This is a genomic window from Paenibacillus xylaniclasticus, from assembly GCF_004001065.1.
Lineage (GTDB): Bacteria > Bacillota > Bacilli > Paenibacillales > Paenibacillaceae > Paenibacillus_T > Paenibacillus_T xylaniclasticus.
In genome coordinates this window covers 310589-334951 of the sequence record NZ_BIML01000002.1, presented here as the reverse complement: position 1 = coordinate 334951, position 24363 = coordinate 310589, and the positions used below count along the sequence as shown (strand labels likewise).

Annotated in this window: 19 protein-coding genes and 1 riboswitch; of the genes, 16 read left to right on the top strand and 3 right to left on the bottom strand. The window is 43.8% G+C overall.

Features of this window, described 5'->3' with window-relative positions; genetic code table 11:
- Nucleotides 1-37: 37 nt before the first annotated feature.
- The 14 genes from PXY01_RS03435 to PXY01_RS03370 all read left to right on the top strand — a co-directional run bounded on the left by PXY01_RS03435 (nucleotide 38) and on the right by PXY01_RS03370 (nucleotide 16906).
- Nucleotides 38-1678 carry an ATP-dependent nuclease gene (locus PXY01_RS03435; protein WP_127567289.1) on the top strand — a complete coding sequence of 547 codons (1641 nt, stop codon included), beginning with the start codon at nucleotides 38-40 and terminating at the stop codon, nucleotides 1676-1678.
- A complete protein-coding gene (locus PXY01_RS03430) occupies nucleotides 1678-2796 on the top strand; it encodes a UvrD-helicase domain-containing protein (RefSeq protein ID WP_127567287.1) in 1119 nt (372 codons plus the stop codon). Before PXY01_RS03435 ends, PXY01_RS03430 begins: the two co-directional genes overlap by 1 nt.
- 111 nt (nucleotides 2797-2907) lie before the next feature.
- A complete protein-coding gene (locus tag PXY01_RS03425; protein ID WP_164744289.1) occupies nucleotides 2908-4074 on the top strand; it encodes an ATP-binding protein in 1167 nt (388 codons plus the stop codon).
- A 657-nt stretch (nucleotides 4075-4731) separates the two neighbouring features.
- Nucleotides 4732-5262, top strand: coding sequence for an ABC transporter transmembrane domain-containing protein (locus PXY01_RS22600; RefSeq protein WP_127567283.1), 531 nt, complete (start codon nucleotides 4732-4734; stop codon nucleotides 5260-5262).
- The gene (locus PXY01_RS03415) at nucleotides 5217-6014 is read left to right on the top strand and encodes an ATP-binding cassette domain-containing protein (protein WP_218028204.1); all 798 of its coding nucleotides are present in this window, start codon (nucleotides 5217-5219) and stop codon (nucleotides 6012-6014) included. Before PXY01_RS22600 ends, PXY01_RS03415 begins: the two co-directional genes overlap by 46 nt.
- 240 nt (nucleotides 6015-6254) lie before the next feature.
- Nucleotides 6255-7145, top strand: coding sequence for a DMT family transporter (locus tag PXY01_RS03410; RefSeq protein ID WP_246027777.1), 891 nt, complete (start codon nucleotides 6255-6257; stop codon nucleotides 7143-7145).
- 21 nt (nucleotides 7146-7166) lie between these two features.
- Nucleotides 7167-8276, top strand: coding sequence for a metal-dependent hydrolase (locus PXY01_RS22595; protein WP_127567279.1), 1110 nt, complete (start codon nucleotides 7167-7169; stop codon nucleotides 8274-8276).
- Between the two features lie 62 nt (nucleotides 8277-8338).
- Complete coding sequence (locus PXY01_RS03400; protein ID WP_127567277.1) at nucleotides 8339-9220, top strand: alpha/beta fold hydrolase; 882 nt, start codon at nucleotides 8339-8341, stop codon at nucleotides 9218-9220.
- Between the two features lie 90 nt (nucleotides 9221-9310).
- Nucleotides 9311-10015 carry a hypothetical protein gene (locus tag PXY01_RS03395; RefSeq protein ID WP_127567275.1) on the top strand — a complete coding sequence of 235 codons (705 nt, stop codon included), beginning with the start codon at nucleotides 9311-9313 and terminating at the stop codon, nucleotides 10013-10015.
- Nucleotides 10016-10460: 445 nt separating this feature from the next.
- Nucleotides 10461-10553: riboswitch (cyclic di-GMP riboswitch) on the top strand.
- 145 nt (nucleotides 10554-10698) lie between these two features.
- The gene (locus PXY01_RS03390) at nucleotides 10699-12726 is read left to right on the top strand and encodes a chemotaxis protein CheA (protein ID WP_127567273.1); all 2028 of its coding nucleotides are present in this window, start codon (nucleotides 10699-10701) and stop codon (nucleotides 12724-12726) included.
- A 16-nt stretch (nucleotides 12727-12742) separates the two neighbouring features.
- A complete protein-coding gene (locus tag PXY01_RS03385) occupies nucleotides 12743-13234 on the top strand; it encodes a chemotaxis protein CheW (RefSeq protein ID WP_127567271.1) in 492 nt (163 codons plus the stop codon).
- Nucleotides 13235-13253: 19 nt separating this feature from the next.
- Nucleotides 13254-14969: a methyl-accepting chemotaxis protein gene (locus PXY01_RS03380; RefSeq protein WP_127567269.1), complete on the top strand. Its 1716-nt coding sequence runs from the start codon at nucleotides 13254-13256 to the stop codon at nucleotides 14967-14969.
- Between the two features lie 59 nt (nucleotides 14970-15028).
- Entirely contained in the window at nucleotides 15029-15841 is an 813-nt protein-coding gene (locus tag PXY01_RS03375; protein WP_127567267.1) for a CheR family methyltransferase, read from the top strand.
- 18 nt (nucleotides 15842-15859) lie between these two features.
- Complete coding sequence (locus PXY01_RS03370) at nucleotides 15860-16906, top strand: protein-glutamate methylesterase/protein-glutamine glutaminase (RefSeq protein WP_127567265.1); 1047 nt, start codon at nucleotides 15860-15862, stop codon at nucleotides 16904-16906.
- Nucleotides 16907-17016: 110 nt separating this feature from the next.
- Here the strand turns inward: PXY01_RS03370 and PXY01_RS03365 are convergent, their stop codons facing one another.
- Genes PXY01_RS03365 through PXY01_RS03355 form a run of 3 tightly spaced genes read right to left on the bottom strand, consistent with a single transcriptional unit; the run spans nucleotide 17017 to nucleotide 21449 of the window.
- Nucleotides 17017-18006: a sugar ABC transporter substrate-binding protein gene (locus PXY01_RS03365; RefSeq protein ID WP_127567263.1), complete on the bottom strand. Its 990-nt coding sequence runs from the start codon at nucleotides 18004-18006 to the stop codon at nucleotides 17017-17019.
- Between the two features lie 14 nt (nucleotides 18007-18020).
- The gene (locus tag PXY01_RS03360) at nucleotides 18021-19643 is read right to left on the bottom strand and encodes a response regulator transcription factor (RefSeq protein ID WP_127567261.1); all 1623 of its coding nucleotides are present in this window, start codon (nucleotides 19641-19643) and stop codon (nucleotides 18021-18023) included.
- Nucleotides 19644-19649: 6 nt separating this feature from the next.
- Nucleotides 19650-21449 carry a sensor histidine kinase gene (locus PXY01_RS03355; protein ID WP_127567259.1) on the bottom strand — a complete coding sequence of 600 codons (1800 nt, stop codon included), beginning with the start codon at nucleotides 21447-21449 and terminating at the stop codon, nucleotides 19650-19652.
- A 248-nt stretch (nucleotides 21450-21697) separates the two neighbouring features.
- On the opposite strand from PXY01_RS03355, the gene PXY01_RS03350 reads away from it, so the two are divergent.
- Nucleotides 21698-22744 carry an ABC transporter substrate-binding protein gene (locus PXY01_RS03350; RefSeq protein ID WP_307719361.1) on the top strand — a complete coding sequence of 349 codons (1047 nt, stop codon included), beginning with the start codon at nucleotides 21698-21700 and terminating at the stop codon, nucleotides 22742-22744.
- Nucleotides 22745-22840: 96 nt separating this feature from the next.
- Nucleotides 22841-24358, top strand: a complete 1518-nt coding sequence (locus tag PXY01_RS03345) for a sugar ABC transporter ATP-binding protein (RefSeq protein ID WP_307719360.1) — start codon at nucleotides 22841-22843, stop codon at nucleotides 24356-24358.
- The last annotated feature ends 5 nt before the right edge of the window (nucleotides 24359-24363 follow it).

The window sequence follows — 24363 nt, the reverse complement described above, 5'->3', positions numbered from 1 at the left end:
AATATTCAGTTACTGTACTCGGTGAGGGGTTGACTGCATGTACATAAAAAAGCTGAAAATCGAAAACTTTAAATGTTACAAGGGAGAGTTTGTCCTTGAACTAAGCAATGGACTAAACATTCTTGTTGGGAACAACGAAGCAGGAAAAACTACTATTCTTGAAGCAATACATTTAGCACTGACAGGTCTTTTTAACGGAAAAAGCATCAAAAATGAATTAACTCAATACTTGTTTAATAATGAGGTTGTTAATCAATACATCGATGATTTACAACAGGGCAAGAATCCTAGATTACCACATATCTTAGTTGAAATCTATGTAAGCGGTGACGACTTGCCTTTGTTTGAAGGCAATGGGAATAGCGATAGGTCTAAGGACTGCGGTATATCCTTTAAAATTGCTTTCGATGAGAAGTATTTAAGCGAATACGAACAATTGATAAGAATGGGAGACGTAAAAACCCTCCCAATTGAATACTACGATGTTTACTGGACTACTTTTGCCCGAGAAATAATCACCCCTAAAGGTATTCCGCTTAAATCTGCATTAATTGATTCAACAAGCAGTCGATATCAAAATGGATCAGATGTATACATATCTCGTATAGTTCGTGAGAACTTGGAGCCCGAAGATATTGTGGGGGTCTCTCAAGCACATAGAAAAATGCGGGAAAACTTTATGAGTTCACCTTCAATAAAAGCTATAAATGAAAAGATTCAGAAAACTGCCGTCCTTACAGGGAAAAAGGTAGAATTATCTGTAGAGCTGCTTTCTAAGAACGCCTGGGAAAATAGCTTAATGACTTATTTGAATGACGTTCCTTTTCATTTTGTAGGTAAAGGTGAACAATGTATCATAAAAACAGAGTTAGCTTTGGGGCACAAGAAGGCTAAAGAGGCTACTGTAATATTAATTGAGGAGCCTGAGAATCACCTATCTCATACTAAGCTCAATCAATTCATTCATAAAATTAAGGAGAGCCAACAGGATAAACAGATTATTATATCAACACACAGTAGTTTTGTAGCTAATAAACTAGGTCTAGACAATTTAGTTTTATTAAATGGCAAAAAATCATTGCGCTTAAATGATTTGAATGCAGATACTAAGAATTTCTTTCAAAAGGTAGCCGGCTATGATACTCTCAGGCTTATTTTAAGCAAAAAAGCCATCCTTGTTGAAGGTGACTCTGATGAGCTTGTCATTCAAAAAGCGTATATGCTTAATAATGATGGCAAGCTTCCTATTCAAGATGAAATAGATGTCATTTCGGTAGGGACATCTTTTTTAAGATTCCTAGAGATTGCTGAATTACTTGAGAAACCAATTGCGGTAGTTACAGATAATGATGGTGATTTAGAAGCGATATATAAAAAATACGATAAGTATCTCGGGTCAAATGCAAAAGCACATATTAAAATTTGTTTTGACAGTACAGTAGATAAAGGTAATCTGAAACTAAAAAATGGTTCTCTCTTTAACTACAACACACTGGAGCCAAAGTTATTAAAAGCTAACGGGCTCAAGAAACTTAATAGCATTTTTGGGACGGATATTAAAGAAATAGATGAGATGCATAAATATATGAAAAATAATAAGACGGAGTGTGCGTTGAAAATTTTTGATACTGAGGAATCGGTAATATTTCCAGATTATCTATTAGAGGCCATAAAGTGATGAAAACAAATAGACTTATAATAGCCGCGGCAGGTTCTGGAAAGACAACTTTTCTCGTAAATGAGGCATTAAAAACAAGCAGTACTGTACTTATTACAACGTACACTCAAGCAAACGAAGCTGAAATACGAAAGAAGTTTATCGAAATCAATGGTTGCGTTCCATCGAATGTAACGGTTCAAACTTGGTTCTCAACCTTACTTCAGCATGGGGTTCGTCCTTATCAAGGTGGAGTTTTCGATGAGCCAATCACAGGAATGATTTTGGTAAATGAGCCATCTGCATTAAGGTTTACCACTAGATCGGGTAAGAAGATCTACTTTGGTGAATTAGATAATCTTAAGAAGCACTACTTTAACAATGATTCTAAGATTTACTCTGATAAGATTTCAAAGTTTGTCTTAAGGTGTAACGAGAAAAGTAATGGGGCTGTTATAGACAGATTAAGCAGAATTTTTAAAAATATATTTATTGATGAAATTCAGGATCTTGCTGGTTACGACCTAGATCTTTTAAAGTTGCTCTTGCAGAGTCAGTCCAACGTATTACTTGCTGGCGATCCACGCCAAGTTACGTATCTTACACATAATGAAAGAAAATACACGAAATATAAAGAAGGCAAAATTAAAGACTTTATACTTAATGAATGCCGTAAAAATATATGTGAAATCGATGATGAGACACTAAATTGTTCATATAGAAACAACAAGTACATATGTGAGTATTCGTCAAGGCTTTATCCGGCTTATAGACCATGTGTCTCCAAACAAATGATTACAACAGATCACGATGGTATTTTTTTAGTCAGAAGAGAAGATGTAGAATATTATTTACAAAAATATAATCCGGTCCAATTACGGGATAGCTCACGTGAAAGTGTCAACAAGAATTACCCAAGCATTAACTTTGGAGAGTCAAAAGGACTCACTTTTGATCGAGTTCTTATATATCCAACACAACCTTTTATTAAATGGATGAACGATAATAATTATGAGTTAGCCCCTATGAGTCGCTCGAAATTTTATGTAGCTCTCACGAGGGCTAAATTCAGTGTGGGGATCGTATACGATTACAATGATGATACCAGGTTTGACGGAATCCGAAAATTCGTCAAATAATAATGTATTCATTGTCGCGCGATTATTGTTTCAAGCAGTTTACCATAAGAAGAATGCCGGTTTTTGTTATAATTTAGGTAAGAATGCAAATTGTTTGGAGGTATTATATTATTGGATGATATCGAGTTGCAAAAAGAAATTGAAGCGTTAATTTACTCTAAGCGAGAAGATGATTACTGGGACTTCAAGGAGAAGCATCATTCCAATAAAGCAAACCTGTTACACGATATCATCTGTATGGCAAACAACCGAGTTGACAGGGATGCTTATATAATTTTCGGTATTGCTGACGGAACCTTCGAAGTTGTAGGGGTTGAAAATGATGAAAACCTAAGGAACCAACAGCAGATTATTGATTTTTTGAAAACCAAGAAATTTGTTTCGGGTATCCGACCTCGAGTAGAGATGCGAACTCTAATGATTGCAAACCACGAGGTCGACGTCTTGATCATCAAAAACAGCACAGACACACCGTATTTTCTGACTGAGGACTTTCCTGATCAAGGAAGAAGGGTTCGAGCCAATCATATCTACACTCGCGTAGGTGATACCAATACCGATATTGATAAGAGCGCGGATATCAATAATATTGAGTACTTGTGGAAGAAACGATTTTTGCTGACCAGATCTCCTTTTGAACAGATTATGAAACGTCTTGAAAACAAGAACGAATGGAAACGAGATGAAGATACTTACTACAATATTTTTAATCCGGAGTTTACCATCACGATTGAGGATGACGATGAAGGTCGCGAACTGACACCGCAGTTCTATTCATATGCGATGACCAATTCATCTACGATGTTTCAAATGCTAAATATAAAGTATTTCGGTACTCAACTATATAGAACGCAAATAGTGATTCTCGATGGAGGTCGGTATACTACACCAGTTCCCGATTGGGGGTATCTATTTTTTGGTGAGTACAAGATTCATCCTGACTATGCGCTGAAATATTTTACAAAGGACAGCCCTTCCTACAAGTTGAGTGAATTCCTATATGATGAGGATGATCATGAAGAGGGGTATGCCAGAAGGCGATTCTTTGAGGTCGTTCTGTTATTCGAGGATTCGCTAGAAAAGGACGTGTTTCTTGATTATGTCCACCTTCGCAAAGAGGATTTTTTAGACAAATTAAACTCTTTGGAAGGTAAATATTCATGGATCGAGTCAAACTCCAAACATCAGGAAGAGCAAGTCGTGATACGCTTAAAAACAGGGAAAGTATTGAATCAGATGCTTAAAGAGTTCCGTCAACAAAGTCGATTAGAACGATAGTTTGATTGATATAATCTCCGTGTCACAACATTTCATTCACAAAACCCAATTACTTAAAGTTAGTCACTAGTATAATGGTCTTCAACGGAAGTGGAGGGATTTTCCATGGATGTGATAGCTGTATTCTAATTGGTTTCGATAAGTTTAATTTTGAGTCATAAGATTTATGCATAAACATTCAATTGCTCATTTTGCTGTATGCATAATCATGAATACATGAAATAATGAGTGCATAAGTCTTAAGGGGGATTTCTCAGTTTCTGTGATTCAACCTAATTGTTTGTTTGATGCATATCAATTTTTTTCATTTTTTCGTGAGACATCTTAACTTATAAAATAAGGCTTTTCTCCCTTAAATTTTGCAATTTTCGTGATTCATCATAACCTTCGGGTCTCCCTTTTTCAATTTCAACATGTTGATCGGAGGGGGCAGCTTATTTAATGAACACTTATGTGATTTTCCTGTATATCGAACCACAATAAATTAGTTTAGACGATAAAACGTAACCTGAAGGTCAGAAGAGCAAACGATCAATCGATGAAAGGATTGTACAGAGCGTATGCAGAAGATCGAGAGGGTTATACAGCCAGCTAAATGTTAAAACGCACTGGAAGGTTTATAGGTGGATACTTTCCTTCCTGCTGCCTTATCGACTGATGTTCGCCGTTGTACTGCTAATAGGCATCGCGATAACGGTCATTGAGCTTTTATTGCCGAAGGCATTGCAGATTGTCATTGATAATGTGCTGCCAGAGAAAGATACCGCTTTGTTATTCTGGATCATGCTAACACTCGTTGTTCTTATTATCGTCAGCACCGGATTGACCTTACAAAGAAATGTAAGGAATAGAAAGCTTCAAGAGCTGGTTGCTATGAATGTACAACTGTATATCTATCGGAAGATCAAGAGCATGGGCTTTTCATACTTCGAAGAACATCCGGTGGGAGAAAGCATCGGACTGCTGCAATCCGAGGTGGATGCTTTGCAGAGATATTATAGGGAAACGTTCCCAAGACTGATTCAGTGCGGTCTATTCTCGTTCATCTGTCTTGTATTGATATGTACGATAAGTGTTCCGATGGCGCTCATGATGTTTCCTGCGCTGATCGTGTACAGCATATTTGGATCAAAAATTATAAGGTGTCTACCTCCAGTAAGGCATTCGCAGATCAAAGAGTTCAATTAAGCCAAACCTTGTACGAAATGTTGTCCGCACAAGTTGAACTGCGTACGAATTCAGCGGAACAATGGGGCAATCGACGTGTTGAAGCTTCTGTCGCCATACATAATAACACGCTGCGCCAATTTTTTAACTTTATGAATTTACGAAACGCGACGAGAGGTTTCTTTCAATACTTAGGCGCAATCGCCACTATACTGTATGGTGTTCATCTTGTTGTGAACAACGAGCTTACTGTGGGCGAAATGTCATCCTTTTTAATTTATTTTTTTATTGCGATGCAAAATATGACGAATCTTATAAGTTTGTCGTCAGAGCAACGATCTATCATTCGACAAGCTCAACGACGAGCCTGTCAAATCGTTCAGCTTGAGGATTTTATCCGATCTCTTCCATTTGGGCTTGAGACCGTGATAGGGGAGCGCGGCATTACTTTATCTGGAGTTCAGCGCCAAAGGCTGGCTGCTGCAAGGGCATTGCTAAGGCCGACGGAATTATTAATTTTGGATGAAGCGACATCGGCACTTGACCTCGAGACGGAGAGGCGTTTTCAAGCGATGCTTAAAGAGGAGCGCAAGGGAAAGACAACCGTCATCGTCGCGCATCGGCTTTCGACTGTTCGCGATGCCGATCTCATTATTGTTATGGATAAAGGCAGACTGGTCGAGAAAGGCAGTCATCAACAATTGATGTCGAACGGTTCGTATTATCGTCGCCTGGTTGAAGAAGAGTATTCACCAGAAAAGCTGTTATTGTAGACCGATAGCTCCCTAAATAAAGGTTGTACAGAAGCAGTCTCTTGTTCCTGTACAACCTTTTTTGTTTACGTTTCTGTAGATAGATCATTTTTTTTGAATTCAACATTCAATTAGTTCAATTATTCAAATTACCCAATCCCAATTACAATGTAATTAAAAAATTGGGGAGTGGATTTTTATGGAACTGAGGAACAATGCAGCTCTTGTAATGGATTCTAGGATGGGAAGGTGGAGACAGCCGTGAAGAACCATTTTCAATATGCCGCTCTTGTACTGTTAACTACCTTCTTAATGGGGATAGCTTTTCCAATAGGCAAAATTGGATTAGATTATGCCCCGCCCTTCTTCCTGATGGGAATCCGCTACATACTAGCCGGCGGATTGCTTGCCCTGATCGTCATAAGAAAGCCGCTACCGAAGGGGGGCAGGATGTGGCTGCAAGTGTCGGTAATCGGATTGCTGCAGACGACCGTTGTCATGAGTTGTGTTTACTACAGCATGCGCTGGATTTCTTCTAGCGAATCTGCCATCATTACGTTTACGAATCCGCTGCTTGTCATTATTTTGGGGAGCTTATTTGCGGGGTCAATGTATCGTACCCGTGTATGGATCGGCGTTGTTATCGGTTTTGCCGGAGTCTTTCTTACGTTCGGTTCTCACATGGACATCAATCAGGGAACGCTCATCGCTTTCGTTGGTGCGATATGCTTTGCAGTATCGACTCTATTAATTAAGAGATGGGGTCACGCTTTTCAAATGGAGGTTCTGTCGGCATATCAGATGCTGGCAGGCGGGCTCGGGCTGCTCATTTTAAGTTTACTGTCCGAGCATCCATCTTTGGTCATTACACCAACTTCCATTGAAGTGCTGCTGTGTCTTGTCCTTCTATGCTCCATCGTTCAGGTCTCCGTCTGGTTCCATTTATTACGTCAAGGCGATCCTGGAAGGACTAGCTCATTCTTGTTTCTGGCGCCTCTGTTCGGCGTACTGTCGAGCTGGCTGATGCTTAGTGAGCAGTTGAAATGGTACGTCGTGCTTGGAGGAGTCTTCATTTGTACAGGAGTGTTTCTCGTTAATTGGAATGGAAAGGGTATAACGAGTCTGTATAGGAAAGTATCAAATATCCATTAAGATAAGAAAAGAGGCATTCATATGGAAATCATTTATCATGGACATTCATGCATACAAATTATTAGCGGGGAACATTCCCTCATTATCGACCCATTCTTGACCGGCAATCCGTTCGCACTCGCGAAGCCGTCTGATATTCGGGTGCAAACGATTCTGCTGACGCACGGCCATCCCGACCATGTCGGCGATGCGCTGGAAATTGCGGCTGCTAACGATGCCACGATCATCTGCTCCTATGAAATGGGGTATTTCTTCAGCTGGAAAGGGATAAAGTCGTTCGGAATGGATATAGGCGGCAGCTATTCCCTTCCGTTCGCTGAGATCACTCGAATCCCTGCCGTACATGGCTCAGGACTGATCTTGGAGGCCACTCAAGAGATCGTTTATGGCGGAGCAGCCGGCGGCTTTGTGATCAAGCTGGAAGGGATGACCCTTCTTCATGCTGGGGACACAGACTTGTTCGACGGTATGAAACTGATCGGAGCAAAATTTAAGCCAGACGTTGCGTTCCTTCCGATTGGCGATAATTTCACGATGGGGCCGAAGGATGCCGTCGTAGCTGCACAGTGGCTGCAGGCTGACCTGGTTGTCCCGATCCACTACAATAGCTTCCCGCCAATCCGTCAGGATGGGGAAGGCTTCGTTCGCTCACTTGAGGCGGTCGGCATGGGGGGAATGGAGATGGTAGTTGGGCAGCGATATTGTTTTGATGCCGAGCAGGAGCGCAAGACACCGTCCTCGGGCATTGTCATCGATCGTCTCGATCATCTTGTCCTTACGGTTCATAATTTGCAAAATACAATTAGCTTCTACGAGAAAGTGCTCGGCATGGAGGTCGTCCAGTTCGGGGGCGGTCGTTACGCTTTGCAATTCGGCCGGCAAAAGATTAATTTGCACGAGCGCGGACGAGAATTCGAGCCGAAAGCGAATACGCCGCTTCCGGGTTCGGCAGATTTATGCTTTATAGCGGACACGCCGATAGATGATGTGATCCGGCATTTGAACCTTTGCGGCGTTGCAATTGAAGAGGGTCCAGTCGCTCGTACGGGCGCAATAGGTAAAATCTGCTCCGTCTATTTGCGTGACCCGGATCAGAATTTGATCGAAATCTCAAATTATGTGTCAGAGTAACTAGATATATGATTGTTGCTGTAACGATGAGAGCCATTCTAAAGTGAAGGTTGTGAAGCGTCATGATTCATTATTTTGTACAAGTTGCTGATGGGAATAAGCTGCATTATGTACGGGAAGGACAGGGTGAACCAGTACTGCTGCTGCACGGCTGGCCTGGTTATTGGTATGACTGGTGCAAGGTGATTCCGTTGCTGCATCAACATGCGGATGTGATTGCGCCGGATTTTCGCGGCTTTGGATTATCGGACAAGCCACAAATGGAACCGATCGACGGATATAGTCCGGCTGCACTAGCAGGTGATCTGATATCTATGTTGGATCAGCTTGGGCTTAGTCAGGTTACGATTGCGGCTCACGACATCGGTGCGACGATTGCTCAAACGATGGCGCAGATTTATCCTTCACGCGTTAAATCGTTAGTTCTATTTAATCCGCCGTACCCTGGAATCGGAGCAAGAAGGTTTGACCCTGGCATTCAGCCTGAATTTTGGTACCAGCATTTTCATAACCTAGATTTATTTGATCAGCTGTTTGCTGATGAGCCGTCACAAGCGCGAAAATATGTTAGCTATTTTTATGAGCATTGGATAGGGAATAAGAGTGCTGTAAATGAGAACGAGCTGCAATCTATTCTTGATATGTATGCACAGCCGGGGGCATTGGTCAGCAGTATTATGTATTACCGAGCGCGAGCAGCTGATAAAGCGAAGCAAGCCAGCGGTAGCAACGCAAGCTCGCCGATCGTACAGGAGACAACGGTGCTTTGGGGGGAAGCTGATCCGGTTATGAGGGTGGAATGGTCAGACCGTTTGGGTGAATTTTTCAATCATTTCACGTTACGGCGACTGCCCGGCATCGGTCATTTCGTTCCATTAGAGGCACCAGAGGAGGCGGCGGCTGCGATTCTTGGGCAATTATGTCGTACAAGGCATGGCAAATAGTTAATCCGGTTTAGTTTATGTGGTAATATATTTATAAATCTAGATCGATACCGTATTCATGAATACGGATCTTAATAGCGGAGGTGCCTTGTGAGAAGCGCCTTGTTGATCTCAATGCTAGGAGCGGCACTGTTCTTGTCGGGCTGCGCCAATAACTCTTCTAGCACGACTGCTGCTCCGAACTCAGCCTTGAATTCGGCAGAGTCTTCCATTCAACCTGAAGCCTCAGATCTAACAGAAGGGAGCCTGCAGTCTCCGACTGTTGAACCTGAAGCCGAACAATTAGACGATCATGCTCTTCAACCGATCGAAGCGGGGAAAATCTTAGAGGATCAATACTACTCGATTAAGCCGATCTCAAATGATTCACGGGTCCAATTAAGAGATGACGAAGACACCGTCGTCAATACTTTGGGTTCACCGATCGAGGAGACTGCACCCAAGAAGCTTGGAGAAGGGGCAGACACATTTAGTGAAATGTATCAGAAGACAGTCTCCTATGAAGGTCTTACAATGCAGTTTTTAGGGATGGATCAGGATAAGCTATGGTTGGCGGGTATGAAAATGGATGGAGATCAATATCAAACCTCGGAAGGCATTAAAGTGGGCGATCATTTGCAGTCATTGCTCGATGCATATCCTAACATTAGCCATAAGGTTGATATGGTGATTGAGGAGAAGCCTAATGCGAGAGTCTATAGCTTCTGGCAGGACGATCTTGGATTTATTGCAGAATTTATAGTCAATGACCAAGATATTGTTGAAGAAATTCAAATGTATTATTTATTTGATTAAGTAACAAGGATGAGACATGCAGTGAGGTAGTACAGCTGCATGATGCTCATCCTTTATTTGATTTTGTCGAATTTTGTCGCCGAAGAACGCTTCTCCTTATTATGGATTATCGCTAATTTTTTAAAGATTTTCTTTTAGAGCAGATTAATAATTTTATCTTAGCCGACAAAAAATTGTAAGCTTCTTTATTCAACGACTTATTATAATAAGATCAACTAGATATATAGCATATCTTTATAAAGCCTTTTCCGATGTATTATTATGAGATCTTTTACATTGTAAATGTATTGTTAGATATTTTTGATTGTTTGTTATTCGATTTGTTGGAATCGTACATGAATTTTCTTGTGTTTTTTAACTCAGTTGATATAATGAAAAAGCTAATAAGGATTGTCGAATAATGTCTAATAATGTCACTTACGAATGAGTGGAAATCAATCAAATACATACGTTTGGGCAAAGCTGTTGAAAAGCAGTGACGCAAAGCCATGGGTCTACGGTTCGGCTCGATATGGACTAAGATCGCCAGGCTGCCAATGACTGCAATTATGCGTTCTTGTAGCCCTTCAAGCTGGTGTTGAAGGGCTATTTGTATACATGCAAAGACTAATGACAAGTATTAAATACCGCGCGATTACTAAAGCTTTAACGGAAATCGTTACTGGAAATTAAGGAGAGAAACGATGGGAATTCATCAAGGCGACCCGATATTTGAAGCCTACATCACTGAAACCTCTCAGCTTGTCGAGCAACTGGAAGAGATTGTTCTTGCTTGTGAGCATGCAAATCTTTTCTCAGAAGAAATGATTCATGAGATTTTCCGTATTATGCATACGATCAAAGGTTCCTCCTCCATGATGAATTTTCACAACATTGCGACCCTAGCACATGCATTGGAAGATCTCTTTTCTTTTTTGCGGGAGCATAAATTTCAGTTGGTTGATTGGTCCAAGCTGTCTGACTTGATGCTGGAGGGGGTGGATTTCACCAAAATCGAGCTGCACAAAATTAAAAATGGTGAGATTGCAGATGGCGAATGCATGGTTATTCTTCAAAATGTCAAACAGTTACTCCAGTCTTTTGAACAGCAGCGATCGGGTTCATTAGAGAACGAGGACATTCCTCATAAGCCTAGTACCTTAAGCAGCTATAAAGCAACGGTCGTCTTCACGGAAGATTGTGAGATGGAAAACGTGCGAGCCTATCAAATCATTCATAATTTGAAGGATTCGATAGAGGAATACTGGCATACTCCTGAAGATGTACTGGGCGATCCGGCTTCTGCCGAGACGATACGGAATCAAGGTTTTCAGTTGTTTATAAAAACTGCTCAGAGCTATGATGAAATTTATTCTGTGCTGTCCCAAACCAGCTATTTGAAGCATCTCGAGCTGCAAATGGTTGAGAATATGGAAATACAAATTGATCACAATGAACAGACTCAGGATGTTCAGGTTCATGAACCGAAGGTGACGGATCCGCAGGCAGGAATAGCGGAGGCTCAAGCGCTTAAAGAGGTTAAAAATTCAGCAAACAGTTACCAGGGGAAATCGATCAATGTTAATGTAGGCAAGCTGGACGAGCTGATGGATCTGGTAGGGGAATTGGTCATTGCAGAAGCAATGGTCACGCAAAATCCAGATATTATCGGCCTGCAATTGGAGCAATTCCATAAGGCTGCAGCTCATTTGCAAAAAATTACGAAGGAAATTCAAGATAAAGTCATGGAAATTCGGATGGTTCCGCTATCTACGACTTTTCAAAGAATGCATCGCGTAGTTCGGGATATGAGCAAAAAGCTTGGAAAGAACGTCCGGTTACAGCTCATAGGCGAAGAGACGGAAGTAGATAAAAACATTATTGAGCATATATCGGACCCGCTTATGCATCTTGTTCGAAATGCGGTCGATCATGGTCTGGAGTCGGTCGAAGAGAGGACCGAGTCCGGCAAATCGGAAACCGGAACGTTGTCGCTTGAAGCGTTGAACGTTGGCGGTGAAGTATTGATTGTGGTGAGGGATGATGGCCGGGGTTTAAACAAACGCAAAATATTGGATAAGGCGAAGTTTAATCAGCTGTTACATAAATCTGAAGCAGACATGACGGACAAAGAAATCTATAATCTAATCTTTCTTCCGGGCTTCTCGACGAAAGAGCAGATAACGGAATTCAGCGGCCGTGGCGTAGGGATGGATGTTGTGATGCAGAACATCGCGGCGGTAGGCGGAACGATTTCCGTAGACAGCCATCCTGGCCGAGGCTCGGTCTTTACGATTAAAATTCCGCTCACGCTTGCGATTATTGACGGAATGAATGTTCGAGTAGGCGAAGCCGAGTATACATTGCCTACAACATCCATTGTAGAGTCATTTAAGCCTCTCGCTAGAGATGTTATTACTGATCCTCATGGGAACGAGATGATGATGGTTCGGGGCGACTGCTATCCGATTCTGCGTCTTCATAAGCTGTACAGCGTCTTCACTGAAGTTACGCAAATTACCGATGGCATAGTCATCATGGTCGAACAGGACGGTAAACGGATCTGTATCTTTGTAGATGAGCTCGTTGGTCAACAGCAGGTTGTGGTTAAAGCGCTTCCATCATATATAAGAGGCTTTAATAAGGTTGAAGGAATATCCGGCTGCACCTTGCTTGGCAACGGGAATATTAGCTTGATTCTGGATGTTCAAGGATTACTGAAAATGAGATAAGAAGGAGTGAAGAACAATGTCTGAAGCCATTTCGGAAAATGTTGATCTTATGGATGAAGACTCGCAGAAGGATAAATATTTGACGTTTATCGTGGATGAGGAATGCTACGGGATTGAGATCCGATATGTGACGGAAATTATCGGCTTGCAGAAAATTACGAGCGTTCCTGAAATGCCTGATTTTGTCCGTGGGATTGTGAATTTGCGCGGCAAGATCATTCCAGTGATGGATGTGCGGGTTCGTTTCAATAAACCGTATCGAGAATATATGGATAGAACCTGTATTATCGTGATCGATATAAATGAGCTGTCCATTGGCCTGATCGTTGATAGCGTCTCTGAGGTAATGGCGATCCCGTCGGGCGAGGTAGTAGCTCCGCCTGATCTATATAAACGCGGTCATCGCTTTGTCATGGGCATCGGTAAGGTAGGGAATGAAGTAAAGCTGTTACTAGATTGCGACAAGCTTCTGAACGATCATGAAGTGGAGCAATTACTTAACCATTAAAAAACTGGAGGCAGACAGCATGAGTTGGATTAGAAACATGAAAATATCGTCTAAGCTCATTTCGGCTTTTGTCATAGTGTCGTTGATGGCCGGGTGCATGGGCGTGTTCGGTATTGTCAATATGAAGGATGTAGATAAGGATTACAAAAACTTATATAAAAATTTTGGTTTGTCCCTCGGCGATTTAGGTTCGGCTGGTATTGATTTCAATGGAATCCGGGTTAGGCTTGCTCTTATATTGTTAACCAATGATAACAACAAGAAGCAAGGAATCGTGGATGAGATCAAAAAAATGGATGTCGAGATGCAGGATTATCTCCGTAAGTTTAATGATACCATCTCCATGGATAATGCTCAGGAGAAGTATGATTCGTTACAAAAGTCGCTTGAACAGTATAACGTTCTCCGGGATAAAGTCATCGACCTCTCGTTAAACGGTAAGAATGACAAGGCGATTGAATTGATTATGACGGACGGTATCAGTACCGCTTCCGAAGCTAATAACAATATGTTGGAGTTATTTGATATAAGGAAGAGCAACGGTTCTAATTTATCTAATGAGCTATCGGCTAAAACGGATTCGACGTCAGTAATGATGATCGTCATCGTAATTCTCTTGGTATTAGCATCCATCGGTTTTGGCATTTTCATTTCTAGAACAATTAGTAACCCGGTTAGAAAGCTGGTTGAATCAGCTAATAAGATTGCCGATGGGGATTTGAACGTCGTCATTGATATCGATACTAAGGATGAAATTGGTGGATTGGCATCTGCCTTTAAGAGAATGTCCGCTAATTTGAACGAGACGATGAGCAACATTCAGACTGCATCTGAGCAGGTTGCCACGGGTGCCAAGCATATATCAATGCTAAGCACGACTTTGTCGCAAGGATCGACCGAGCAAGCCAGCTCCGTTCAACAATTGACGGCCTCGATTGAAGAGATCGCTTCGCAAACCCGTCAAAATGCGGATTCTTCCAACGAGGCTAATGAGCTTGCTGAGGCAGCGAAGCAGAATGCGATTCTTGGCAACACTCAAATGAAGGAAATGCTGAACGCTATGGATGAGATTAATACGGCATCGCAAAACATTTCCAAAATCATTAAAGTTATTGACGAGATTGCATTCCAAACGAATATTTTGGCCTTGAATGCTGCTGTTGAAGCGGCGAGAGCCGGACAGCATGGCAAAGGCTTTGCAGTCGTCGCAGAAGAGGTCCGGAATCTTGCGGCAAGATCCGCTAATGCAGCGAAAGAAACGACGGAGCTTATTGAGGGATCGATCAAGAAGGCAGAAGGTGGCACGAAAATTGCGAAAGACACAGCCGAGGCACTACATCAGATTGTCGATGACGTAGCTAAGGTTGCGACGCTAGTTAACAATATCGCTACCGCATCTAACGAGCAAGCGATTGGAATAAATCAGATTAATCAGGGCATTATGCAAGTTTCTCAAGTCGTGCAGTCAAGCTCGGCATCCTTGGAAGAAGGCGCAGCTACAAGTGAAGAGCTGTCAAGTCAAGCAGATTTGCTGAAAGAGCAGGTTAACAGGTTCAAATTACGAAAGGGTCAGGCAGGCTCCTATCAAGCAATTGAAGACATTAGTCCTGAGCTTCTGCAGCTGTTCGAGAAGATGTCCCATAAGAAAGCGAAATCTCATGCTATTAGCACGGAAGAAGAATTGGTTCAGCAGACGAAAATCGATCTAAGCGATAATGAATTCGGCAAATATTAAGGTTTGAACCGAGGAGAGAGTCAAATGGCTCTCTCTTCCGTTTACTGTGGAGGTATGTGATGGTCGAAATATCAGATAAAGAGTTTCAACGATTAGCCGTTTTTATTAAGGATAATTTCGGGATTCATTTAAGTGCAGAAAAGAAAGTGCTGGTTGTTGGCAGACTAGGTCATGTCCTGCAAAAGCTGAACATGAATAGCTTTACAGATTATATCAATTATGTTGCTGCAGATAAGAATGGTGAAGCGGCCAGAACGTTTATTAATCATATGACAACCAATCATACATTTTTTATGAGAGAAGCGGATCATTTCAAATTTCTCAAGAACATTGTTCTACCGCGGATCGTGCCTAGTATAAAAGATAGAGATTTAAGGGTTTGGAGCGCCGGTTGCTCCACAGGGGAAGAGGCTTATACTCTAGCGATGCTTATCCATGATTTCTACGGAAATATGCGGTTAGGTTGGGATACGAAGCTGCTGGCTACCGATATATCCGACAAAGTGCTAGCTCAAGCGGTGAAGGGGATATACACCGATGAAGCGATTAACTCGCTTCCAAGAGGGTGGAAGATGTCCTACTTTAAACCGAAAGGGCCTGATCATTATGAGGTAGCAGCCCCAATTAAGAATGAGGTCATATTTCGTCGCTTTAATTTGATGGATCCATTTCCTTTCAAGAAGAAATTTCATGTCATTTTCTGTAGGAATGTAATGATTTATTTCGATGCGAGTACCAGAAAAAGATTGCTTAACAAATTTTATGATAGCCTAGAGCCCGGCGGTTATCTATTTATTGGACATTCCGAAACCATCACTCGAGATGACACCTATTTCAAATATGTAATGCCGGCTGTTTATCGCAAAGAGTGATGATTGGAGGAGCCTCTGATGCACGTCAGAAATAAAATTAAAGTACTCGTTGTCGATGATTCTATGGTGTTTCGTGAAGTGATCTCCAGAGGAATTACGACAGATCCAGACATTGATGTAGTAGCGACGGCTTGTGATCCGTTTGAGGCAAGGGATAAGCTTCTGCAATATCATCCGAATGTGATGATTTGCGACGTACATATGCCAAGAATGACCGGGATCGAATTTCTTCGCAGGCTGCTGCCGCAATATTCGCTGCCTGTTATTGTGGTGAGTACGGTTAGTTCGACTGTATTTGATGCTATGAATGCTGGAGCGATTGATTTTATCACGAAGCCGGATGCTCAACTATCGCATGTGGAGAAATTTATTGAAGAATTGATTGAGAAAGTTAAGACCGCTTCTAAAGCGAAAATTGTTCATCATGATAAAAAGACGACAGAGCTAGTGAACAGCTATCATCCATCAGGTCATATGAATACCGTTAGGGAGAACCCAACCGCCATGAAATTGATTGCGATAGGGGCTTCAACTGGCGGTACGGAGACAATCTACACGCTATTGAAATCGCTTCCCCAAGACTTGCCTGGTATCGTTATTGTTCAGCACATCCCTCCGATGTTCTCGAGAATGTTCGCCGAAAGGCTCAATCAGTCGTTACCCTTCCATGTGAAAGAAGCGCAAACCGGCGATATGATTGAGAAAGGGAAAGTGTTGATTGCACCAGGGGATCAACATATGCGCGTGAAGAAAGCTGGGGATCACTTCAAGGTGGAGTGCTTTCGCGGGGAAAAGGTGAATCGACATTGTCCTTCGATTGATGTGCTGTTTGAATCTGTGGCCAAAGAGGTGGGGAGTCAGTCGATCGGAATTATTTTGACCGGAATGGGGTATGACGGAGCCAAAGGGCTGTTGTCTATGAAGCGCAAAGGTGCAAGAACGATTGGACAGGATGAGCAATCCTCTGTTGTCTATGGGATGCCCAAGGTTGCTTTCGATCTTGGCGCAGTGGAGCAGCAAAGCTCCTTGTCCAACCTTCCACGCGTTATAAGCAAGCTGCTGTGATCGAGGGGACGACTAACGGTCCGGCGATTGTAACGGGGCTGTCCAGAAAGCCGTGAGAGCGGGTGGACGCCCCTATGTTCTACTCGTTACAGATCGGAACGAGTGTACCGCTATAGTTGCTCCTCCAGATCCCCCACGGTTACTTCTTGGAATCCCGTATCCAGCCATGAGGTGACAGGCATACCATTAGCTGCGTTGACAAGCTGAGTGACGATCGATTCTCCCCATTTGGACTCATTCTCTGAAATGATGGTGGTAAGCTGGCCGTTCTGCAGCGCTTCGATCGCATCAGGCGACATGCCGAAAGCGACGGACATTCGGCTTAGCCCTTTAGCCTTCCACACGAGACTGGCTGCTGATGTCGATATCAAATCCATATTGACCAATATGTTGAAGTGAGGGTGGCTGCTGATCATCTCTTCCAAATCGGCGAGCGCTTGAGCTTTCATTCCCTCGTGATATCGAAGCTCAATCATTTTAATGGTCGTATTCGACTTCAAATAATCAAGCATTCCGTCCAGTCGTCTCTGCTGATGGAGCGAAGCATTTAACCCGCCTTCAACCATGATCATGCCGGTATCGCTCAGCCGATCATCAATCATTTCTCCCATTAGAATTCCTTCTTGGTACGGGTCTGCACCGATGAATGACAACCGTTTGCTGCCTGGTACATCCGCTTCGAAGCATACGACCGGAATGCCCTGCTCTACCGCTTTATTAATGTGCGGAACAAGCGCGATGGGATCAATTGGGCTGATGGCAATACCGTCCACCTTCTGTTTGATCATCGATTCTAGCATTCGAATCTGTTGATCGCTATTAAGCTCATCAGGTGATTTGACGATCAAGTGAATGGACTGCGACTGTACCGTCTGTTCAATCTGTGTTGTGATCATTTCATAGAATGGGTTGGCGAACGGGTAGATGATAGCCAGCGTCATATTCGGTACGGAGTCATTCTCATCGAGCTGCCGATCCGGGTAGACGTCAAGCGAGTCCGTTACTTGCACAGACGGAGAGCCTGACTGGCTAATTGCGTAGATGATGATAATTGCAACGGCAAATAAACTAGCAAATAATAGCTTCGTATAATTGCCCAAGAGGCTTCGCTCCTTTATGACTCTGTCTTCGGGTAATGGACCGTACCATTCTTACGGAATTCGGTCGTTGTTTTGCCCGTTACTCGTTTGAATAAACTCGAAAAATAATGGGGGTCGTTATAGCCGACCTGATAAGCGATCTCATATGATTTGGCTGGGGTGGTCAGCAGAAGCTCGATCGCTTTGCGAATGCGGACCTGTGTTAAATACTCGATGAATGTCTGTCCGGTCTCCTGGCTGAAAATTTTACTCAGATGGCTAGGGCTTACGTTCACATATTGAGCGACGTTCTGTAGGGAAAGAGTATGATCGCTGAATTGAGCGTGGATATACTCTTTGACTTTGTGAAGCAGATGACCGTATTTGTCATATAGCTGAGAGCGCCAGCTCCAGAATTGCTCGACTAATGAAATCAAGTAGTCGCAAGCCTCTTGCATGGAGCTGATTTTCCCGATCTGCTGTTGATACTGGCGCAGCGCATCCTCTGGATTGGCGATGTGACGGTACATATCTTGGGCGGACCGGAAAGCTTCAAGCGTCGCATCGTTCAGAATATATCGACCGATAGGGGACGCTTTCCAATCTACACGATGTAGCGGAGCGCACAGTGATTGGATGAATGAAGATAGCTTCGTCTGATCGCCAATTTTAAGAAAGTCAATGAACTTGCTGCGCTCTAGGAAAACGCCCGGATCAGGCATGTTTTCGTTCGTCTCGAAGAGGGACAGACGATTTTGCGTGGATAATCTGCGCCAATACATATCTTCTGCTGCATCGAGGAAGGACAGATGCACATTGTTCATTCGATTCTGTACGGAGCCGATTCCGACCGATAAACCGACGTTATTCGAATACTTCGTATCGTGAATGAGCTGCTGCAGCACTTTGAACTCGGACAGCTCTTCATTCAGCTGTTCTAATGTATCACTTTTAATAATCCAGACGTTCTCCGTTTTGTTGTGCTGAAACTGTAGCTGGCCATTAGCTTTAAGGCGGTTATAGGCTTCGAAACATTTCTGTACATTCGGGTGATCCACCAGCTTATTCGAGAACCCGGAGTCGTCGGCATCCCGCCTATTGATGATGACTACAACGTAGAAGCGAGCGATCAGGTTGAGCTGTAGTGTTGAACCCCAATGAATAGCCTCCGAAGCGGTAACGAATCCGCTGCATAGATCGCTCAGCAGCTTTTCTTTCGTTAATGCCATTCGTTGGTTGTCCTGCTGCTTCAGCTTCTCGATATTCGCCCGGGAATCCCGTTCCTGATCAATCTTATGGCTCACCTCATGGAGCAATCGGATAAGCTCACCGGGACTTACCGGTTTGAGACAATAATCTTCAACGCCCATACGAATGGCGCTTCTAGCGTATTCGAACTCGCCGTATCCGCTTAGAATAATGATTTTCGTATCCGGCAGCTGCGAACGGACGATGCTGCACAGTTCAAGTCCGTTCATGAATGGCATCATAATATCGGTGATAAGAATATCCGGCTGGAGCTGCTCGACTAACGGCAATGCCATCTCACCGTCGGAAGCATCGCCGCAATACAGAAATCCTTCCGCTTCCCAGTTAATGCAATCCCGAATCGATTCCCGGAATAAAATCTCGTCATCGACAAGCATGACCTTCTTCAAGCTAGGTCACTCCTTTCTTAGTGGTATACGAATCGTTACCTTCGTCCCTACCGATTGTGTGCTCTCGATTGTAACGCCATATGGTTGTCCGTAGTATAGCTGAATTCTTCGATATACATTGTGCAGACCGAACCCGCCTGATACGGCAGAGCTGGCTGCTTGCGGCAGATGAGGCTCTGTTAAAGCCTGGCGCAGCTCAGTTAGTTTCTCCTCTGGCATGCCGATTCCGTTATCTTCTATTTCAAAGCATGCGGCGTTCTGCTCGGCGTAGCCGCGGATGCGAATAAGCCCTTTCGTCCGTTTCTGCTTCAAGCCATGATAGAGAGCATTCTCGACGATAGGCTGCAGCGTCATCTTAAGGATGAAATATGGCTTGATCGATTCCTCAATATGAAGCTCATAGTCTAATATGTCACGGTACCTGATCTGTTGGATGGTCAAATAACTGCTCAGATGCTCCAGTTCACGCTCAATCGGTATAAAGTCTACACCTTTGCTTAAGCTGATTCGGAACAGCTTCGATAGAGACACGACAAGCGAAATGACCTGCTCTTTCTTGCCGGCTTCAGCCATCCACATAATGGAATCCAGTGTGTTGTATAAGAAATGAGGATTGATTTGCGCCTGCAGCGCTCGAAATTCCGATTTTTTAATTTCCTGCTGTTCTTTGATGCTTTGATCCAGAAGCATTTTAATTTTGCTTAACATTATATTGAAGTTTCGGCCTAGATCAGCGATTTCATCTGTGCCGCGGGGCGTAACCTTGGCCTCCAGGTAGCCGGATGCGGCAAGCTTCATGTGCTTCTTCAGCACATGGATCGGTCTGGTGAGACGGTTGGTTGTGAAGTAATGAAGAGTGATGGCGAATATAATGCTGAGTACTACAGCAACGATGATCAACTGCCGGATCGAATGGGCCTGCTTCATCATTTCTTGAAGCGGGACATAGCCGACGAGGCTCCAGCCTGTAGATTTGATAGGCGATGCGAAAATGAAGATCGGCTTACCATGCGACGTATCGACGTCATAACGCTTTTCTCCGGAGAGCATCTTCGATATTTGCTCGGGCTTCGGCCACAATGAGGCGGCCAGCGTAATGTCGGTAGGAGTATAGATAGGATCACCAGCTTCATTGGCGATATAAAAGAAACCGCTTTCTTCAATGGGCAAGCTTAAATTCCTTCTAATAATAGCGTCGTCGATATCAATGATAATGAACCCTATGATTTCATGTGTGACGCGCTGTTTGACCGTCGTAATGATTGATATGAGATCGTGGTTGTAATAGTGAAAGCCATCTAACCGCTCTGTTACGGACCAGCCAGATGATGGAATGGTTAGAATTTCGTCAGGATGGCGGAGCAGATAAGCAAAATGCGGATTGCGAAGCAGGTTGCCGCTTAATTGAAAGACGCCCTTGCGTTCGCTAATGCCGCGTCCGTATAGATTCGTCATTGTAATGTTAAGTACGCTGTCGTATTTATAGGTAAGTCGATAGGATGCCATCGTCTCTAATATACTGATCGCATCAGCGTAGTTGTCTGCTTGCGAGAACAGATAGTGCAGTACATTCGGATCGTTACCGAGCTCCAGAAGCTTGCTTGAGTCTTGAAATAGGTTGTCGATATTTCTGCTTAACTGTTCTGCTGCGAGCAAGTTGGATGAGCGGCTGTTCGCGAAGACGGTGCTGTACGATTTTTTATATGAGACGAGCCCGACGGTTATGAGAGGTATACACGTCAATACAATGAACATCGCGATTAATTTGGCCCGCAAGCTTGACGAGAGCTTCCGCAGAACAATCATATAGAACAACCTTTCCTTGCATAATGAAATCAATTTGAATTATGGCTAAGATCGGTAGAAAATGCAATCGATAAACAAGAAAATCCAACTTAAGGACAATAAAACAAACAGATTTAAAGGAAATAGATGAAATGAATAAAAAAGTATAAAATGGAGCGAATATTCTCGATTTGATTAGACGCAGACGCCCCATATAATCAAAGCACACCGATCCAATAAGGTGAACAGACAAAAGGGAGGCCAATAACGTGAAACCAAACCAAATGAGAACGCTGGGCGTTATCTTATCCGCCGTATTGCTGATGCTGACTGTCGCATGCGGCAGCTCCGGCAGTAAGAAGCAAGAACCGGCGGGCGAATCAACACCAGCGTCTACGACGGAGACGAAGACGGAAGAAGGCGATGCAGTGTCAGAGCCCAAAATCGTGCTCGGGTTTGCACAGGTCGGTGCCGAGAGCGGCTGGAGAACAGCGAATACGAAGTCCATTCAGGATTCGGCGAAGGAAGCAGGAATCGAGCTGAAATTTTCAGATGCGCAGCAGAAGCAGGAAAACCAAATTAAAGCAATTCGTTCCTTCATTCAGCAGAAGGTTGACGTCATCGCCTTCTCGCCGGTTGTCGAATCCGGCTGGGATACGGTGCTGAAAGAAGCGAAGGACGCCGGCATTCCGGTTATTCTGACGGATCGTTCGGTCGATACGGCCGATACGTCACTCTATCAATCTTTTATCGGCTCTGATTTCGTGGAAGAAGGCCGTAGTGCAGGTAAGTGGCTGGTGGATACGTTCAAGGATGCTACGGAGCAAGTGAACATCGTAGAGCTGGAAGGGACGACAGGATCGGCACCGGCTAACGACCGTAAGGCCGGTTTTAATGAAATTATCGTGCAGAATCCGAATTTGAAGGTGATCGCTTCACAAACGGGAGACTTTACGCGTGCCAAAGGCAAGGAGGTTATGCAATCGTTCCTGAAAGCGCATAAAGATATTGATGTTCTGTATGCGCACAACGACGATATGGCACTTGGCGCTATTCAAGCAATCGAAGCTGCGGGACTTGTACCGGGCAAAGATATAATCATTATTTCTGTCGACGGTGTACATGACGGGTTCGTTGCAGCAAGCGAAGGAAAAATTAATTTTATTGTCGAGTGTAATCCGTTACTTGGGCCTCAGCTGATGCAGGCGGTGCGAGACATATACGAGGGCAAAGAGGTACCGAAACGTATCGTGACGAAGGAAGGCGTCTTCACTTCGGAGGATGCGAAGCGCGAGCTTCCTAACCGCCAATACTAGACACGAATATTACGCTAATCACTATTATGAGCCGTTCCTATGCGCAGCTGATAGCACGGAACGGCTTTCGCATATTACGAGAAGGGGAGAAGAGCGGTGAGTGTAAAGGATGAACGGAAGCCTGTCTTGCAGATGCATGGGATTAGCAAGCATTTTCCTGGAGTGAAAGCACTCACGAATGTTAACTTCCGTTTGTTTCCGGGGGAAGTTCATGCGTTGATGGGAGAGAATGGTGCAGGCAAGTCTACTTTGATTAAAGTATTAACCGGCGTGTATTCGATCGATCAAGGAACGGTCGAGCTGGAGCATAGGCCGATCAGAATTGGAAGTCCGATGGATGCTCAGAAGGCTGGAATCAGCACCGTCTATCAAGAGATTAACTTATGCACCAATTTATCAGTGGCAGAGAATATATATATTGGGCGGGAGCCGAGGAGATTCGGTCGAATTGTATGGAAAGAAATGTATCGCAATGCTGAGGAGCTCTTAAAGAAAAGGATGAATCTTGAGATCGATGTTACGCTACCGCTGCATCATTATTCGGTCGCGGTGCAGCAGCTAATTGCGATTGCGCGTGCCATTAGCATATCAGCTAAAGTGCTTATTCTAGACGAGCCTACTTCCAGTCTCGACAGAGGGGAGGTTCTCCAGCTGTTTTCCGTTATGTCCAGATTGAAAAACGAAGGGCTCGCGATTGTGTTCGTGACGCATTTCTTGGATCAGGTCTATGAAATATCTGATCGAATCACCATTCTCCGCAGCGGAGAATTTATAGGCGAATATATGGCTGCTGAGCTGCCTCGAATAGAGCTGGTATCGAAGATGATCGGGAAAGATTTGCGGGTGCTGGAGGAGTTACCGAAGAAGTCAGTTACGGATCACAGGAGCAGAGAGCTGTTCATGCAGGCGAAGGGGGTGGGGAGGAAGGGCTCCATCGAGCCTGTGGATCTTGCCATTAGCAAGGGCGAGATTGTCGGATTAGCTGGTCTGTTGGGCTCAGGTCGTACGGAGCTTGCCAGACTCCTCTTCGCAGCGGACAAGGCCGATTCTGGAGAAATCGTAATCGAATCTGGTTCGGGGTTGATCCACTCGCCTCGACAAGCGATCGATCACGCTATCGCATTTTGCTCGGAGAATCGGAAGCTGGAAGGGATCATTGACGATTTGACTGTACGTGAAAATATTATTCTGGCTCTTCAAGCCTCGAGGGGATGGTTTCGGACAATCTCCAAGAAGAGACAGATCGAAATCGCAGATGAGTATATCCGGATGTTGAACATTAATCCGCCTAATCCCGAGCAGCTAATTAAAAACTTAAGCGGAGGCAATCAACAGAAGGTGCTGTTAGCCCGGTGGCTATTGACAAGTCCAAAGCTGCTTATTTTAGATGAGCCGACAAGAGGAATCGATATCGGCGCGAAAGCGGAAATTCAGAAGCTCGTTCTAACGCTTGCAGAGGAAGGGATGTCCGTTCTGTTTATTTCCTCTGAGTTGGAGGAGGTACTGCGGGTGAGCGATCGGGTCGTCGTGCTTCGAGACCGTCACAAGGTGAAAGAGATGCAAGGCGAAGAATTAAGTCAGTCCAATGTTATGAAGGCAATTGCAGGAGGGTGATCACG